This window comes from Bacillus sp. V2I10 (assembly GCF_030817055.1).
In the GTDB taxonomy this organism is placed as follows: domain Bacteria; phylum Bacillota; class Bacilli; order Bacillales; family Bacillaceae; genus Bacillus_P.
Genome location: NZ_JAUSYV010000001.1, coordinates 2,538,233 through 2,552,661, shown reverse-complemented (window position 1 = coordinate 2,552,661; position 14,429 = coordinate 2,538,233). Strand labels below are relative to the sequence as shown.

Sequence of the window (14,429 nt, the reverse complement as noted above, 5' to 3'; positions counted from 1 at the left end):
TTAAAATTGATGGTTTCTTTTTCTTTAGCAAAGTCCGTGTTCGTTACTTCTTTTTTGCCAAGCGTTTTCCGGCGCTTTTTGAAGGATATAAGGCCAAAATGGAATCCATGACTGTATGTCCGCACACCTGGCACTTACTGTCTGTATGCTTTTGAAACATTCTGCATTTAGGACAATTCTTTACTTCTTCTTCCATCAGTCATCCTCCAGCCTGATTAAATGCTTTCCTTCTATATCGGCCAATTTTTCGAAACTTTAACACGGACACTAAATTACTCGCTTAAAATGATAATGATTTTTAGAAAAATGGATTTCCTTCCATGCCAATCCACAGATCAGATTGTTCAAGCTGAAATGCTAGTGCAAGAAGCATGTCTTCTTTCCCTTTAGGTGCCACAAATTGAACACCCAGAGGCAATCCTTCAGCTGTGATATGAATAGGCACACTCATCGCAGGCTGTCCTGTCAGGTTTGCAAGCTGTGTAAAAGGTGTAACCGTTAAACTCTTTAAGAACATGTCATAAACGAATGATAAATGTTCTTCTTTTTTCAGCTCACTGACCTTCAGCAGCGACTGGATTTCTTCTTCAGTCTGGGTGAGCTCTCCGGCTTTAGGAGCTGGAAATGCAGTTGCCGGAGTTAAATACAAATCGAACGTTTCATGAAAAGCAGCCATTTGAGCAGCTGCAGTATCCCATTCAGCCAGACTCTGTGTAAATTCGGCAGCTGTTACGGAATGTCCTGCAACACTTAACACCCAAGTGACAATTTCTACGTCATTTGCTGCAATTGGTCTGCCGAGCATTTTTTCAAGGCCGAGAATAGTTGCAGCCATTTCACCATTATTCATAATATAGTAGTTTTCCATCAGTCTGACTCCGTCGATGCCGTTTCCGCGCTCTTCTACTTCATGCCCCTGATCTTCAAGCCACTTCACCATACGATTAACGGCTGTAATTGCTTCGTCACTGACTGGTGTTCCGACAGGAGACTGGGTTTGAAACGCTACCCGTAAAGGGCGTTTTGTCCCTTTTTTAGAAACATCCGTATATTTGCCTGCAAACAACGGGGTATGGAAAGCAGCTTCCGGCTGAATGATTTGGAGAATATCAAGCATAGCGGCACTGTCGCGGACTGTTTTTGTCAGAACAAAGTCAATTGAAGCTCCCTGCCATTGCCTGCCGACACTTGGTCCTACTGGCGTTCTTCCTCTAGTAGGTTTTAGTCCAAACAGGCTCGTAAAAGAGGCCGGAATTCGGATTGAGCCTCCCCCGTCACTTGCTCCGGCAATCGGAACTATGCCTGCTGCCACGCTCGCTGCTGATCCGCCGCTCGACCCGCCTGCTGAGTACTTTGTATTCCATGGATTCTTCGTCTGTCCGTGAACTTCAGGCTCTGTAATATTTTTTAAACCAAATTCAGGAGTGTTCGTATGGCCCAAAAATAAAAATCCCGCGTGTCTTAACCGGGCAACAAAATTAGAATCTTTGCCTGAAATGTTATCTTTAAGGAGCCTTGATCCTGCCGTTAAAGGTTCCCCTTCAACCGCCTGAGAAATATCCTTCAGCAGCATGGGAACCCCCGCAAACGGCTGCTTCTGAAGATCAAGCTGCAAAAGCTCTTTTAAAACCTTTTCCTGCCTTGTGCGGACCACACCATTTAAGAGAGGATTGACATGCTCAATTTGTTTAAAAGCGGCTTCTGTCAATTCTTTCGGTGTTACTTCTTTCTTTTTCACCAATTCGGCAAGTCCAGTGCCATCGTATTTTGCATATGTATATAAATCCACAATTTAACCTCGCTCTATGATATTGTACTGCTTTGCTCTATGTTTATAAATTATCTGACAAGGATTTCCGGCCGCAAGACAATTATCCGAAATCGATTTAGGGGACAGCACTACCTGATTCGCTTATAGGCTGCCTCCTATTATTCTGTATGATTTATCTTTACCGAATATCCAGGAAGAAGAGCCAGATTTTAAAGCTCTCCATATAAAAAATACAGCGTTTATCTATTTTCCAGGATGTTCTTCAGTTTTTTTAAATCTTTGATATTCGCTCTTTTCATCATGATAGACATAAACGGAGCTATCCATTTTGAAAAGCCTGTCGGATTCCCTATATTTTGAAGTGTCATTCGGGTTGTATGCTGATCAGCTGCCTGCCAAGTGTAGATGGTCTCCATTGGAAAAGGTCCGTCAGCCGTTCTCATGACCATTCTTTCACCTGGAATGAATTCTGCAATTTCATAAACATACGAGAGCTCCCTCATGAGGAATTTTGCTTTAAATGCAATTTGAGAGCCAATTGTTAACGATTTTGCGGTCATCCATTCTGCCGAATGAATATTTACATACCATTCAGGTGCATTGTCAGGATCTGAAGCAAACGCTGACACCTTTTCAGCAGTGCACATGATTTCTATCTCAGTGAATACATCAACCATTCTCTTTAATCCTCCAAAAGGCAACTATCAATTATTTTGTTCTGCATATTTTTTTAATAATGTTCCCAGCAGATGTTTCCATCCTTCAGTATGATCCTGCTCCCAGTTTTCTTCAATCACTCCTGAAGCGGTATGGGAAAGCTGAAGGATTGTAGCATCATTTTTTTCAATTAAACGGTACGTATAAGAACTATTGACTGCTCCCTGCATTCCTAAATGTCCATGAAGGCGTATTTCTTCCGGAGCATTAACATAATAAACATTCCCCCACACTGCCCCTTCTGTTTCACCCCATCTTTCGATAAACTGGCCGCCTGGCACAGGATCAAACGTAAACTTCGATGTCACTCCTTTTGGAGCTAACCGAAACTCCCACCAATCTTCTGCCTTTTCTGTCAATGCCTTGAATACCTGTTCTCTTGGTGCGTCTATGAAAACCTCTTGTTCAATTCGAAACACTTTTGCTTGTTCTGCCAAGTTCATTTCTTCTTCTCCTTTTTGTTCAGCAGCCAATTTTAATTGAAGTAAAGAACCGGCCGCTGTCTCAATGTATTTTCCCACCCACCGGTTATGCATTTCCTGCAGAGGAACGGCGTTTAAGTAATTAAGTCTGTATTTTCCTTCCCGTCTTACAACAACCAAGTTCCCTTCCTCAAGGGCGGTCAGATGTTTCATGATTGCATACCTGGATACTTCAGGAAAATAGTCATTTAATTCGCCAGTTGTTTTAGCTGATTCTTTAAGAATATCAAGAATGCGTCTCCTAATTGGGTGGCCAAGCGCTTTAAACAATGTGGAAAGCTTGTCTTCCATATCCACGATCCTTTCGTTCATTTCAGCATGGAATGATCACGTGACCAGATAGTCACATATTACGTGTGACTTCATAGTAACATGTTAATTCAAGTAGCTCAATCATTCAAATAACGGGAATTGTTTCCATTAAAGATTCTTGCCTGTCTCTTATTTTTGAAACTCCTTATTAGAGGGTCCCTTTAGACCATGGTGAAATACTTTTAAAGAAAGGCGGTCTAAGCATTCTCAAAGAATAAGAAAAGATAGGAGCAGGTTTCATATCTTGCTTCCATCTTTTTTCTTCTGCTCCCTGCTCTATACTTCTCATTCGTTATACCGATTCCCAGCATATTGGCGAATAGATTTTAGCACTCCCATTTTCTGATGAAGCTTTCTGAAAAAGTCAACTTATCCCATACCCCTTGCATTTATCATAAAAACTTGTCTTCCCAATTCCAAGCAGTTTGGCTGCCTGTAGTTTGTTCCCTTTCGCTTCCGTAAGAGCATGGAATATTGCTTCTTTCTCAGCTTCAGCCACGATGTCTTTAAGCGGTTTGACAGGTACATAAAGTTTTCTGCTGTGCGTTGGACTAAGCGGCGATTGACCTGAGTAGGTTTGGCTATGACCTTTTCCTTCCTGCTGAAGATACAGAGGCAGATGTTCAGGGTAAATCATTTGGCCGTCCAGTACGTTAACCGCACGTTCAAGTACGTTCTCAAGCTCACGAATGTTCCCGGGCCAAGAGTGTCTTTCCAGGTCAAGCTTCACCTCTTCAGAGAGATCAAGACCATACCTGTGAAATTTAGTCTCCAGCTTTTTTAAAAGAATTCTTGAAATTGGGACTATGTCTTCCTTACGATCCTTAAGTGAGGGAATATCGATTTTGATGACATTCAGACGATAATAAAGATCCTCCCTGAACTCACCGTCCAAAACCATTTTTTCCAGGTTGCGATGTGTAGCGGAAATCACCCGTACATCGATTTGAATAGGAGCGCGTCCGCCGATTCGCTCAATTTCTTTTTCCTGAAGCACACGAAGCAATTTGCTTTGCATCTGAAGAGGGAGGTCGCCAATCTCATCAAGGAAAATGGTCCCTCCGTGAGCAAGCTCAAACTTTCCCTTTTTCCCGCCCTTTTTTGCACCGGTAAAGGAACCTTCTTCATACCCGAAAATTTCCGATTCAAATAAATGCTCGGGGATCGAAGCGCAATTGACCCTCATGAAAGGAGCAAAACGTCTTCCGCTAGTCTGATGAATGGCGTGGGCAAACAGCTCTTTTCCAGTTCCAGATGCCCCAAGCAGGAGAACGGCCGACTGACTGTCCGAAACCCGCTCTGCCAGCTTCTTGGCTTCCATGAATTTGGGACTGCTTCCAACCAGATCCCCAAAATGATATTTGCTGAAAAGTTCTTTCTCAAATTTTGTTTTATAATAGTTTAATTCTTCCATAATCGGCTGGATTTTCTTAGAATAGTCCAGCCATTCCTGAGCATTTCGGAACATCACTGTTCCTACAGCGCCCACCAGCTGTCCTTTCACATAGAGGGGATACCGGTTTGCAATCATTTCGCTTCCGTTAATGGGATGAATGGACGCCACTTCCGCCTGACCGGTTTTGGCTACAATCTGCATTCTTGTATTTTCAATAACATCCTGAACCGGTTTCCCAATCGATTCTTCTGCGGTTACATTCAGGAATTCACAATAGGCCGAATTGAGATAAACAACAATTCCTTCATGATCCACAATGACCATGCATTCTGCCGCTAAATTGACTACTTCTTCAATCCAATCATAGGGAAGCTTTTCCATTAGTCCTTTCATTTTCTCCACCTCTTTCCTTGTTGTCTGAAATAAACCGTTTACATTTGTATGTTCATCTTACACAGACCTATTAATAAAAATCAATAGACTGGGAGATTCAGATCAATAAATCACTCTGGTAAAGACAGCCATTTACTTGATCATTGCAAAAATAAAGGACAGCATGGGCTGTCCCTTTTCTGAATATAAGTATTATTGAACCGTATACCCGCCATCAAGAATAGCTGCCTGACCGGTAATTCCTTTTGCTTTATCACTTGCCAGAAAGACTGCATAATCGGCAATTTCCTGAACTGAGAGCAATCTTTTCTGCGGAACGAGAGGATAAATCACTTGTTCTAGAACGCGTTCAAGCTCTACGTTTCGCGTTTTCGCAAGGTCAGCAAGCTGGTTGCGAACCAAAGGGGTATCAACGTAGCCCGGACAAAGTGCGTTAACGGTGATTCCATGTTCCGCCCCTTCAAGCGCAGCAACCTTAGTCAGTCCGATGACACCGTGTTTGGCGCTGTTGTAAGCTGCTTTTCCTGCAAAACCGATAACTCCATTAATAGATGCCATATTAATAATCCGGCCAAAATTTTGCTTTTTCATGATTGGAAAAACGTGTTTTGTAGCTACAAACGGCGCTGTCAGCATGACTTTGATCAGGAATTCAAACCGGTCAGTCGGGAATTCTTCGATTGGAGAAACATGCTGCAGTCCAGCATTGTTAACAAGAATGTCCAAGCGGCCGTACTGTTTTTGAACGGTTTCAATCGTTTGAATGATCTGATCTTCCTTTGTTACATCGCAAGCAGCAGCAATGGATTCAAAACCTTCTTCCTTCAATTTTGCAGCAGCTGCTTCGGCTGCTTCCAGATTCACATCGGAAATGACTACTGCCGCTCCTTCTTTAGCAAATTCCTTAGCAACTTCAAATCCGATGCCGCTCGCGGCACCTGTCACAAGCGCTGCCTTTTCCTTAAGTAATCGATTCATCGCCATTTTCCTTTCTATTGCTCGCCTTAATGGGCGGTCATCAGTGATTGACTTATTGTAAATGAGGCTTCTGTTTTCTCTTTTACTTCCTCAATGGTCACCCCGTCCTGAAGTTCAACGAGCTCCATCGTGCCATCTGCAAAATCAAATACAGCAAGCTCTGTAATTAGGCGGTTGACAACCTGTTTCCCTGTCAAAGGAAGAGTGCATTCTTTTTTAACCTTGGATTCACCATATTTATTGACATGTTCCATAATAACAATAATCCGTTTGGCGCCATTAACAAGATCCATGGCACCGCCCATCCCCTTAACCATTTTTCCTGGGATCATCCAGTTCGCAAGGTCTCCCTGTTCGGAAACCTCCATGCCTCCTAGAATGGCAAGATCAATATGTCCTCCGCGTATCATGGCGAAAGATTCTGCACTGTCAAAATAAGATGCGCCAGGTACACTTGTTACCGTTTCTTTTCCTGCATTGATCAGGTCTGGATCTTCGGTTCCTGCAATCGGATACGGTCCGATTCCAAGCAGGCCATTCTCCGATTGCAAAAGCACATTATAATCATCTGGAATTTCATTTGCTACAAGAGTAGGCATCCCGATTCCAAGATTTACGTTCATGCCGTCTTTTATTTCATTCACTGCTCGCTTCACCATTTTATGTCTGCTGTCACTCATGTTTTTGCCTCCTTTTTATGCCTGACGAACGGTAAGGCGTTCGATTCGTTTTTCATAGTTCGCACCAAGCAATACATGCTGAACATAAATGCCAGGTGTATGAATTTCGTCTGGATTCAGCTCTCCGGTTTCAACAATTTCTTCGACCTCTGCTATCGTAATTTTCCCGGCCATCGCAGCCACTGGATTAAAATTTCGGGAAGTTTTCCTGAAAACCAAGTTACCAAGCGGGTCTGCTTTCCATGCTTTAACTAGGGCAAAGTCTCCAACGATTCCTCTTTCAAGGATATACGTCCGGCCATCGAAATCTTTGTGCTCCTTGCCTTCAGCCACCTTCGTTCCAACTCCGGTTGCAGTATAAAAGCCAGGAATTCCAGCTCCGCCAGCCCGCATTCTCTCAGCTAAAGTTCCTTGAGGGATCAGCTCAACTTCCAATTCACCGCTTAAATACTGACGTTCAAAAATTTTGTTTTCTCCTACATAAGAAGACATCATTTTTTTGATCTGTTTGTTTGCAAGCAGCAAGCCAAGGCCCCAATCGTCAACTCCGCAGTTATTGCTTACAACAGTAAGATCTTTGACACCTTTATCTCTTAAAGCAAGAATCGTTTTTTCAGGTATGCCGCAGAGGCCGAAGCCTCCAACGACCAATGTTGCACCGTCTTCTACCATATCAATTGCTTGTTTAAATGAGTCTAGAACTTTTCCCTTTGCCATTTAAGTTTCCTCTCTTTCTGTGATGATTGTTTAAACTAGGCCGAATAGGCTGTATATAGCGATAATGACAAATACGGCAACTGTCTTAATAATCGTAATGGCAAAAATATCACGGTAAGATTGACGGTGAGTAAGACCTGTAACCGCAAGAAGCGTAATAACCGCTCCATTGTGAGGCAGAGTATCCATACCGCCTGATGCCATAGAGATAACCCTATGCATAACCTCCGGAGGAATATTGAACTTTTCAATTGCCTCCAAATACTTATCAGACATTGCGCTTAGCGCAATTCCCATCCCTCCGGATGCGGAGCCTGTGATACCTGCAAGTGTGGTTGTTGTCACAGCACCGTTTACAAGCGGATCCGTAAATGTTGAGGAAATCCCATTGCTCACCGTTTTAAATCCAGGAAGTGCAGCGATGACTCCGCCAAATCCATACTCAGCTCCAGTATTCATAGCGGCAAGCAGTGCACCGCCAATTCCAGCATTCAAACCATCTTTAATGTTAGCGGTTACAGCTTTCCAGTCAAAAGCAATTGTCGCGATGATTCCTATTAATAGCGCAAGTTCAACAGACCATATCGCAACAACAGATGGAAGCTCGATTTTACCAAACGCTTCAAGTCCGATCGCTGAGAAATCAAATCCGTTTGGATACCATTTCGGAAAAGAAACGGTGAAGAATTTGTTCATGACACCAACCAAAATAAGTGGCACGAAGGCTAGAATCTGACGGGCAACACTAAGTTCCGTTCCTGCTGAAACAGCTGCCTCTTCTTTTTCACGAGCAAGCTCCGGATCTAGTCCTGCAGCAGTCTCTGAATGAAATCCTGCATACCCTTCACCTGCTTTTTCCGCTTTTTTGCGTCGTGATTCCAAATACCACATTCCAAGTGACAAGACAAAAATCGCACCTATAATCCCGAGAACAGGAGCTGCATAAATGTCAGTTTTGAAGAAAGTTGTCGGGATAACGTTTTGGATTTGCGGCGTACCCGGAAGTGCATCCATCGTAAAAGTAAAAGCTCCAAGAGCAATTGTTCCGGGAATCAGACGTTTTGGAATGTCTGCCTCAATGAACAGATTTTTAGCAAATGGATAGACAGCGAACACCACAACGAACAAACTGACACCGCTGTATGTCAGGATGGCACCCATCAGAACAATGGCTAGAATCGCTCTCTTTGCTCCTACAAGCTTAACAATCGTTTTGGCAATGGATTCAGCAAGACCGGACATTTCCACGACCTTCCCAAAAATAGCTCCAAGCAAGAATACCGGAAAATAAAGTTTAATGAATCCGACCATCTTCTCCATAAACACGTTGGAGAAAAACGGCAGTACATAACTCGGATCTGTCAGCAATACTGCAAACAGAGCGCAGATCGGAGCAAACAAAATAACTGAAAATCCCCGATAAGCAACAAACATCAGTAAACTTAGTGATAGTAAAATAATAATGATTTCCACAAACATCCCCCTTTTTGGCCTCTTTGATTCTTGCAATTGAGCAGACCTTATCTAGTAAGCGCTTACAACATGTGCAATCAGACCTGTTTTCGCTCTCCTTCTAAATGACCAGCTCGTTGTTATACTTGCAAGAATCGTGCCAACTATTTATTTTTTATGAAAATTCGTACAATAGCCACAATTCCGCTTCATTGTTGGCTTTGCGTTTCAGATAGACTGAATCTTTAATAAAAAGAGTCACTAAAAATTCCGGATTTCAGGAATAAATTTCGAACGAGTTCCGTTATTGCGGAAAATTCCGCAATAACGGAACTCATCTAATAAAACTTAATTAGGCCGGCTAATTGGCTTTCGGCATTTAAATACCTCATAAGTTTTATTTATTTCCATCCAATGACTAATTACTTCCTATATATAGATAATCCACCAAACATCTAAAATCAGACGCAGGCAGTTTTAATGTTATACTTTCAAACTCAAAATCAATTGTTCTCCTATTCTCCCTATCTTTCTTCTTTCCGTATCTGTAAATCCAACTTTTTGATAAAGCTTCTGAGCTGGAATATTTCTTTTATTGACTGCGAGTACAACTTCATTGCATTTTGGAAAGTGCTGATTTAGGAACGGCTTTAATTGATTCATTCCCTGGAATGCATATCCTTTCCCCTGCTGAACATGATTCATTGAAAATGCAGTCAGCAGCATGGCATCCGGACTGTCAGTATACTCTTTCACTCTGTCACTTGAATGCAGAACAAAAAAACCGACTGGTTCCATACCGCTTAAAATAACGACAGGATGTTTTTCATGTGTTATTTCCGCCATCTGATTTGGTAAAGCAGTGAACTGAAGCTGATTCTCCGGGAGGCTGAATCTATTGATAGAATCGAAATATTCAGTTTTATATAATTGTATCTCTATATGTTTCATAAGTATCCGCCTTCCTGAAAAGGGATGAATAGTTTCACCTATGGTAAACATCCCCAGATAAACTTGTATTCAAGTTTATTTACTGATGCTTATCCGATTAACAAATTCTCTAAATTCATTTATATTTTTCATTACTTGATTCGGCTGTGTGACAAAATCAATCGTTTGATATTCCGTCAGCCATTGCACCCCCATTGTATAAACATTTGCTCGAACTCCTGCTAGAATTTCAGCCTCACTGTCTGGCTTCATTATTTTCCGCCCCAAGAATAAATAATGCCTTCTTTACTCCCTCAGGATGAGTTTTTGGTTTTTCAACATCGTCTCCTGTAATGATTACGTCAAACAAGGCAACCATGCATGCATAAATAAAAGAGGGTGTACCAAAACACCTTGCGGGCACCCTCCTTTATAACTTATGAAAAGTTTTAAAGGCCTGACTTACTCCGTACATTTTTCCAAACCGACATATACTTCTTTTGATGCTTACTCTCTTCTTCCATTTCAATCAATTCCAATGCTTTTTCTTTTATTTCTTCTTCGTATAATTGCTCATATAAGTTTTTAAGATCTTAGATAATATCAAACCGAATCAACGTGTAATTCTTCTCATTGGAACAGGTTTGAAACCGTTCTATTAGATGATCCAATACTAACTTCTTTTGCCGAGAACCAGCAAGGCCAATTTTCCAAATGGACTGCAGGCTGTGCCGGGCGGTAACGAATTTAGGATCTTTTGTCACTTCCCAGACGGCCGGAAAATCATTCAGCATCCGATTATCGGGATCACTGATTGCCAGACTGGATAGGAATTGAGCTGAACGAGATCTTTGATGATTGTCTTTTGAGCTTAAACCTATTACTAGTTGATCCCAAACATCATAAGCCCAGGCCACTTTTTCCTGTGCTGCTGAGAGAATGCCTTGATAAGCTTCGTATTGAACGTCCCTGTCTTTTGAATTCAGCTGCTCAAAGTATGTTTGGATTACCTTGTCCATTTTCACCATCTCCTGTAAAAACCATCAATTAAAGCATAGCACATTTCATGATAAACCTCGATAAACCTGAATGATGTGTGAAATCAACAATCAATGCTGAGACCATCTTGTTATTTCTTCTTTTCTCTCTTAAAAAATCCTTTCATTCACAATAAAAATAGACGGCCTTTTTAGAAGAGCCGCCTTTGTAAACTAATGGTATTCTTATGTGTAAAATTCACTCGATTGAGTACAAATCCTGTAACAATTTCATTGAATATGTTCCATTTCTTCGTAGGAAGCTGATGATTTTGGTTTGTAAATAGGAAAAACTCTGCGTGTTTGCATTTATTTCGATAAAGTTTTAAATAATGGTTCGACCAGTCGCCTGCTTCACCGTACATAAACAGAATAGGCATCTTGATAAGATGAAGTTTGTCGAGACAGCTGTATTGCAAAGAGTGAATATAATACTGCTTCCAAACTTCTTTGTCCGCTTTTTTCATATGGCCACTTAGCATTTTTCTCATCTTTTTATCTTTTGTATGACTCCTTGAAATAATTTCTATTAATAAATTCAAATGATTATCTGCCATATATATGCCGGAATGATGCAATATTTGTCCTGATACATCATCAACGCATGGATAAGCACCTGATAAAATGAGCAATTCGATTCTTTCTGAATGATAAATGGCAAGATGCTGGGCGATCAGGCACCCCGCTGAGTATCCGCATATAACGGCTTTTTCCAGATTTAAAGCATCCATAAAACATAATATTTCACTTGCATAATATGGAATCGAAATTTCATGCGAAGCAGTCTCACTATCTCCGTGGCCGCTTAAGTCCGGAAAAATAACTCTCATATGCTTTGACAAATTGTGCTGATAAAAGAACACTTTATTTCCCATACCGGGAGGATGAATAAATATTACCGGTATCCCTTGACCGAATTCCTCGTAATGGAAAGAATTGCAGCTGTCTAACTTGATTGAGGGCATAATTTTTTCACTCCAAATGATTCTTGAGCCGACTAATTGATTTCCTTTCGCTACCTTACCTTCCCCTTATAAAAAATTCTTTATACACTTTTTGATTACGTTTTTTAACATGAATGCGGAGATATTGTAAATAATAAGGAGAACTTGTAAACCGAAGGTGGAGTCTGAATGAAGAATTGTGCGCTAGCTCTAGTAACCCTTTTAATCATCCTGATTACCGGCTGCTCAGCCAATAATGATCAAGTCTCTCCAAACATTATTCAAACAAAGGACTCCTCTTCACCAAAAGTGATTCTTCTTGTTGTGGATTCATTAATGGACAAACCATTAAAAAAAGCGATTCATGAAAATAAAGCCCCTGCTCTCGAATTTTTCCTGAACAATGGTCAGTACAGTAAAGAGCTGGTAAGTTCTTATCCAACTATGTCCGTTACCATTGACAGCACTTTGCTTACAGGAACAAACCCGGATAAGCATAAAATACCCGGTCTTGTTTGGTATAACGAAGATGAACAGCGGGTAATCAGCTATGGGAATGGACTCTTAGAAACCTTGAAGTATGGAGTTACGGATATGGCAGACAACAGCCTCTATCAATTTAATAACAAAGATCTAAGTAAAAATGTAAAAACAATCCACGAAGAACTGGATGATAGAGGAAAACAAACTGCCTCTATCAATGCTGTAATATACAGGGGAAATTATCAGCATACCTTGAGGGTTCCAAAAATTATAGCAAAAACGACTTCCCTGCCAGACAAATACAATACAACTGGACCGAAGATATTAACTTTAGGAGATTTTCTTAATCAGGATCCGGAAAACAATCATGTGATTAATCGATTAGGTATTAATGATGCTTTTGCTGTTCAAGAGTTAACCTATCTTCTAAAAAACAAGCTTCTTCCTGAATTTACAATTTTATACTTCCCCGAAAATGATCATACAGTCCATAGAAAAGGACCTAAAACAACGGATGGGATTGAAAAGCTTGATAAACATCTTCAAGAAATATTGAATACTTATCCAAAGTGGAATGACGCTCTCGAAAACACAGTATGGATTATTATGGGAGATGGTAATCAATCAGCTGTAGAAAAGAACAAAAAGAAAGCCTTGATCGACTTAAGAGATGCCCTATCGGATTACCAGCATTTAAAGCTTGGTGATCAAGTTCAAAAAAACACTGAAATTGCTATTACTGCAAATGAACGAATGGCATATATTTACAAACTGAAAAAGGATCCCTCTATAAAAAAAATAGCCAGTAATTTGCAGACAGATCCTCGAATTGCCTGGATTGCCTGGAAAGAAAACGATATGGTGCAAGTTATTTCAAATGAAAGCAAAGGAACTCTCCAATTTAAACCTGGAGGCCCTTATCAAGATCGTTATCATCAAAACTGGGAGATAAAAGGGAACATGGACATTTTAGATGTGAAAGCAAATAGCCGCAAACAGCTTAGCTATGGGGATTACCCTGATGGTTTATCAAGATTGTATGGAGCCATTCATTCACAAGAAGGAGAATTTCTAATAGCGGATGCAAAACCCGGCTATGAATTCATAGGAGAAAGCTCTCCAGAACATACTGGCGGAGGAGCCCACGGTTCTATGCACAAAGTCGATTCTTATGCTCCTATAATCGTTACAGGAACCGACCGTCACATTGATCAATTACGGATTGTTGATTTAAAAAACTGGATTATTCATATCTTAGAAGAAAAATAATTACATGGGATATGACATCTAATTCAAAAAGCAACCTGGTTCATGTCTCAGGTTGCTTTTTCTAATTGAATGTTTATGTATGAACAAAATAAAGACAGGATTACTGCCTTTATACAGTCCTAATATTTCTGTAATTCATTCACCGTAACGAATTCATACCCGTCTTCAGCTAATGATTTGATGATTTCTTCCAGAACTTTTAGTTCTTTTCCTGTCTTATCGTACATTGGATGAAGCAAAATGATGGACCCTGGTTCAGTCTTTTCGTTTACATACCTTACTTTGTCAGATATGGAACTGTAGTAAGTGTCTGGTTCAATGTTCCATGTGATTGTATCCATTTGACGTTTGTTTAAAAAATAGGGCAGCAAGGCTAATTTTTTCCCGTTAGGAGGCCGAAAATCAATTTCTCCTTTAAAGCCTGTAAGGCGTATTAAGTTGTTTGTTTTTTCGATTTCCTCCTTGATGAAGGATGGTGACTTAAAAATCATTCTGCTGTGAGAATATGTATGATTTCCAATCTGATGTCCGGCTTCCGCTATCATCTGTCCTTCTTTCGGATGATTTTCCAGCTCATTCCCGATTAAAAAGAAGGTAGCCTTCGCATGATATTTATCCAGTATAGCCAATATATCATCCGTATTTCCAGCCGGCCCATCATCAAACGTCAAAGCGACTGCTTTTTGTGCCGTTTCAACATTGCTGGTTAACCCGCCAAATAATTGAAAGGTTCTTGAATTCATTAAATGATACATAGAGAATAATAGAATAGTGAATGAAACTAATCCTATAAATGGTATGACGTATCTTTTTTTCAGCATAAACCACTACCTCTTACTTCTTTTCTTTATTTTGTATTATTTTTCAA

The 14,429-nt window shown here is 40.6% G+C and carries 15 protein-coding genes and 1 pseudogene; 1 reads left to right on the top strand and 15 read right to left on the bottom strand.

Annotation, left to right across the window (positions count from 1 at the left end; all coding sequences use genetic code 11):
* Nucleotides 1-43: 43 nt before the first annotated feature.
* The 14 genes and pseudogenes from QFZ72_RS12760 to QFZ72_RS12695 all read right to left on the bottom strand — a co-directional run bounded on the left by QFZ72_RS12760 (nt 44) and on the right by QFZ72_RS12695 (nt 11,830).
* On the bottom strand, nt 44-196 hold the full coding sequence (locus QFZ72_RS12760; protein ID WP_307433816.1) for a hypothetical protein: 153 nt from the start codon (nt 194-196) through the stop codon (nt 44-46).
* Between the two features lie 102 nt (nt 197-298).
* Nucleotides 299-1,789 carry an amidase gene (locus QFZ72_RS12755; RefSeq protein ID WP_307433814.1) on the bottom strand — a complete coding sequence of 497 codons (1,491 nt, stop codon included), beginning with the start codon at nt 1,787-1,789 and terminating at the stop codon, nt 299-301.
* A gap of 221 nt (nt 1,790-2,010) precedes the next feature.
* Nucleotides 2,011-2,448, bottom strand: coding sequence for an SRPBCC family protein (locus QFZ72_RS12750; RefSeq protein WP_307433812.1), 438 nt, complete (start codon nt 2,446-2,448; stop codon nt 2,011-2,013).
* A gap of 27 nt (nt 2,449-2,475) precedes the next feature.
* Nucleotides 2,476-3,261 (bottom strand): SRPBCC domain-containing protein, encoded by a 786-nt coding sequence (locus tag QFZ72_RS12745; RefSeq protein ID WP_307433810.1) that lies wholly within the window; start codon nt 3,259-3,261, stop codon nt 2,476-2,478.
* Nucleotides 3,262-3,646: 385 nt separating this feature from the next.
* Nucleotides 3,647-5,071: a sigma-54 interaction domain-containing protein gene (locus QFZ72_RS12740; RefSeq protein WP_307433808.1), complete on the bottom strand. Its 1,425-nt coding sequence runs from the start codon at nt 5,069-5,071 to the stop codon at nt 3,647-3,649.
* A 192-nt stretch (nt 5,072-5,263) separates the two neighbouring features.
* The gene (locus tag QFZ72_RS12735) at nt 5,264-6,049 is read right to left on the bottom strand and encodes a 3-hydroxybutyrate dehydrogenase (protein ID WP_307433806.1); all 786 of its coding nucleotides are present in this window, start codon (nt 6,047-6,049) and stop codon (nt 5,264-5,266) included.
* A gap of 26 nt (nt 6,050-6,075) precedes the next feature.
* Complete coding sequence (locus tag QFZ72_RS12730) at nt 6,076-6,729, bottom strand: CoA transferase subunit B (RefSeq protein WP_307433804.1); 654 nt, start codon at nt 6,727-6,729, stop codon at nt 6,076-6,078.
* 15 nt (nt 6,730-6,744) lie between these two features.
* A complete protein-coding gene (locus tag QFZ72_RS12725; RefSeq protein ID WP_307433802.1) occupies nt 6,745-7,446 on the bottom strand; it encodes a CoA transferase subunit A in 702 nt (233 codons plus the stop codon).
* 30 nt (nt 7,447-7,476) lie between these two features.
* Nucleotides 7,477-8,919: a GntP family permease gene (locus QFZ72_RS12720; RefSeq protein ID WP_307433800.1), complete on the bottom strand. Its 1,443-nt coding sequence runs from the start codon at nt 8,917-8,919 to the stop codon at nt 7,477-7,479.
* Nucleotides 8,920-9,381: 462 nt separating this feature from the next.
* A complete protein-coding gene (locus tag QFZ72_RS12715; RefSeq protein WP_307433798.1) occupies nt 9,382-9,849 on the bottom strand; it encodes a GNAT family N-acetyltransferase in 468 nt (155 codons plus the stop codon).
* A 75-nt stretch (nt 9,850-9,924) separates the two neighbouring features.
* On the bottom strand, nt 9,925-10,101 hold the full coding sequence (locus tag QFZ72_RS12710; protein ID WP_307433796.1) for a hypothetical protein: 177 nt from the start codon (nt 10,099-10,101) through the stop codon (nt 9,925-9,927).
* Nucleotides 10,085-10,252, bottom strand: coding sequence for an HAD hydrolase-like protein (locus QFZ72_RS12705; protein ID WP_307433794.1), 168 nt, complete (start codon nt 10,250-10,252; stop codon nt 10,085-10,087). The genes QFZ72_RS12710 and QFZ72_RS12705 overlap by 17 nt, the downstream gene beginning before the upstream one ends.
* A 25-nt stretch (nt 10,253-10,277) precedes the next feature.
* Nucleotides 10,278-10,847 (bottom strand): annotated as a pseudogene (locus tag QFZ72_RS12700) (hypothetical protein).
* Nucleotides 10,848-11,017: 170 nt separating this feature from the next.
* A complete protein-coding gene (locus QFZ72_RS12695) occupies nt 11,018-11,830 on the bottom strand; it encodes an alpha/beta fold hydrolase (protein ID WP_307433792.1) in 813 nt (270 codons plus the stop codon).
* A 168-nt stretch (nt 11,831-11,998) separates the two neighbouring features.
* Here QFZ72_RS12695 and QFZ72_RS12690 point away from each other — a divergent pair, with 168 nt between their 5' ends.
* Complete coding sequence (locus tag QFZ72_RS12690) at nt 11,999-13,561, top strand: alkaline phosphatase family protein (RefSeq protein WP_307433790.1); 1,563 nt, start codon at nt 11,999-12,001, stop codon at nt 13,559-13,561.
* Between the two features lie 119 nt (nt 13,562-13,680).
* Here the strand turns inward: QFZ72_RS12690 and QFZ72_RS12685 are convergent, their stop codons facing one another.
* Nucleotides 13,681-14,379, bottom strand: coding sequence for a polysaccharide deacetylase family protein (locus tag QFZ72_RS12685; RefSeq protein WP_307439736.1), 699 nt, complete (start codon nt 14,377-14,379; stop codon nt 13,681-13,683).
* Between the last annotated feature and the right edge of the window lie 50 nt (nt 14,380-14,429).

Coding starts and splice junctions, on each gene's coding strand:
- QFZ72_RS12760 (WP_307433816.1), bottom strand. CDS start 196: ATGGAAGAAGAAGTAAAGAATTGTCCTAAATGCAGAATGTTTCAAAAG.
- QFZ72_RS12750 (WP_307433812.1), bottom strand. CDS start 2,448: ATGGTTGATGTATTCACTGAGATAGAAATCATGTGCACTGCTGAAAAG.
- QFZ72_RS12745 (WP_307433810.1), bottom strand. CDS start 3,261: ATGGAAGACAAGCTTTCCACATTGTTTAAAGCGCTTGGCCACCCAATT.
- QFZ72_RS12740 (WP_307433808.1), bottom strand. CDS start 5,071: ATGAAAGGACTAATGGAAAAGCTTCCCTATGATTGGATTGAAGAAGTA.
- QFZ72_RS12735 (WP_307433806.1), bottom strand. CDS start 6,049: ATGAATCGATTACTTAAGGAAAAGGCAGCGCTTGTGACAGGTGCCGCG.
- QFZ72_RS12730 (WP_307433804.1), bottom strand. CDS start 6,729: ATGAGTGACAGCAGACATAAAATGGTGAAGCGAGCAGTGAATGAAATA.
- QFZ72_RS12725 (WP_307433802.1), bottom strand. CDS start 7,446: ATGGCAAAGGGAAAAGTTCTAGACTCATTTAAACAAGCAATTGATATG.
- QFZ72_RS12715 (WP_307433798.1), bottom strand. CDS start 9,849: ATGAAACATATAGAGATACAATTATATAAAACTGAATATTTCGATTCT.
- QFZ72_RS12710 (WP_307433796.1), bottom strand. CDS start 10,101: ATGAAGCCAGACAGTGAGGCTGAAATTCTAGCAGGAGTTCGAGCAAAT.
- QFZ72_RS12695 (WP_307433792.1), bottom strand. CDS start 11,830: ATGCCCTCAATCAAGTTAGACAGCTGCAATTCTTTCCATTACGAGGAA.
- QFZ72_RS12690 (WP_307433790.1), top strand. CDS start 11,999: ATGAAGAATTGTGCGCTAGCTCTAGTAACCCTTTTAATCATCCTGATT.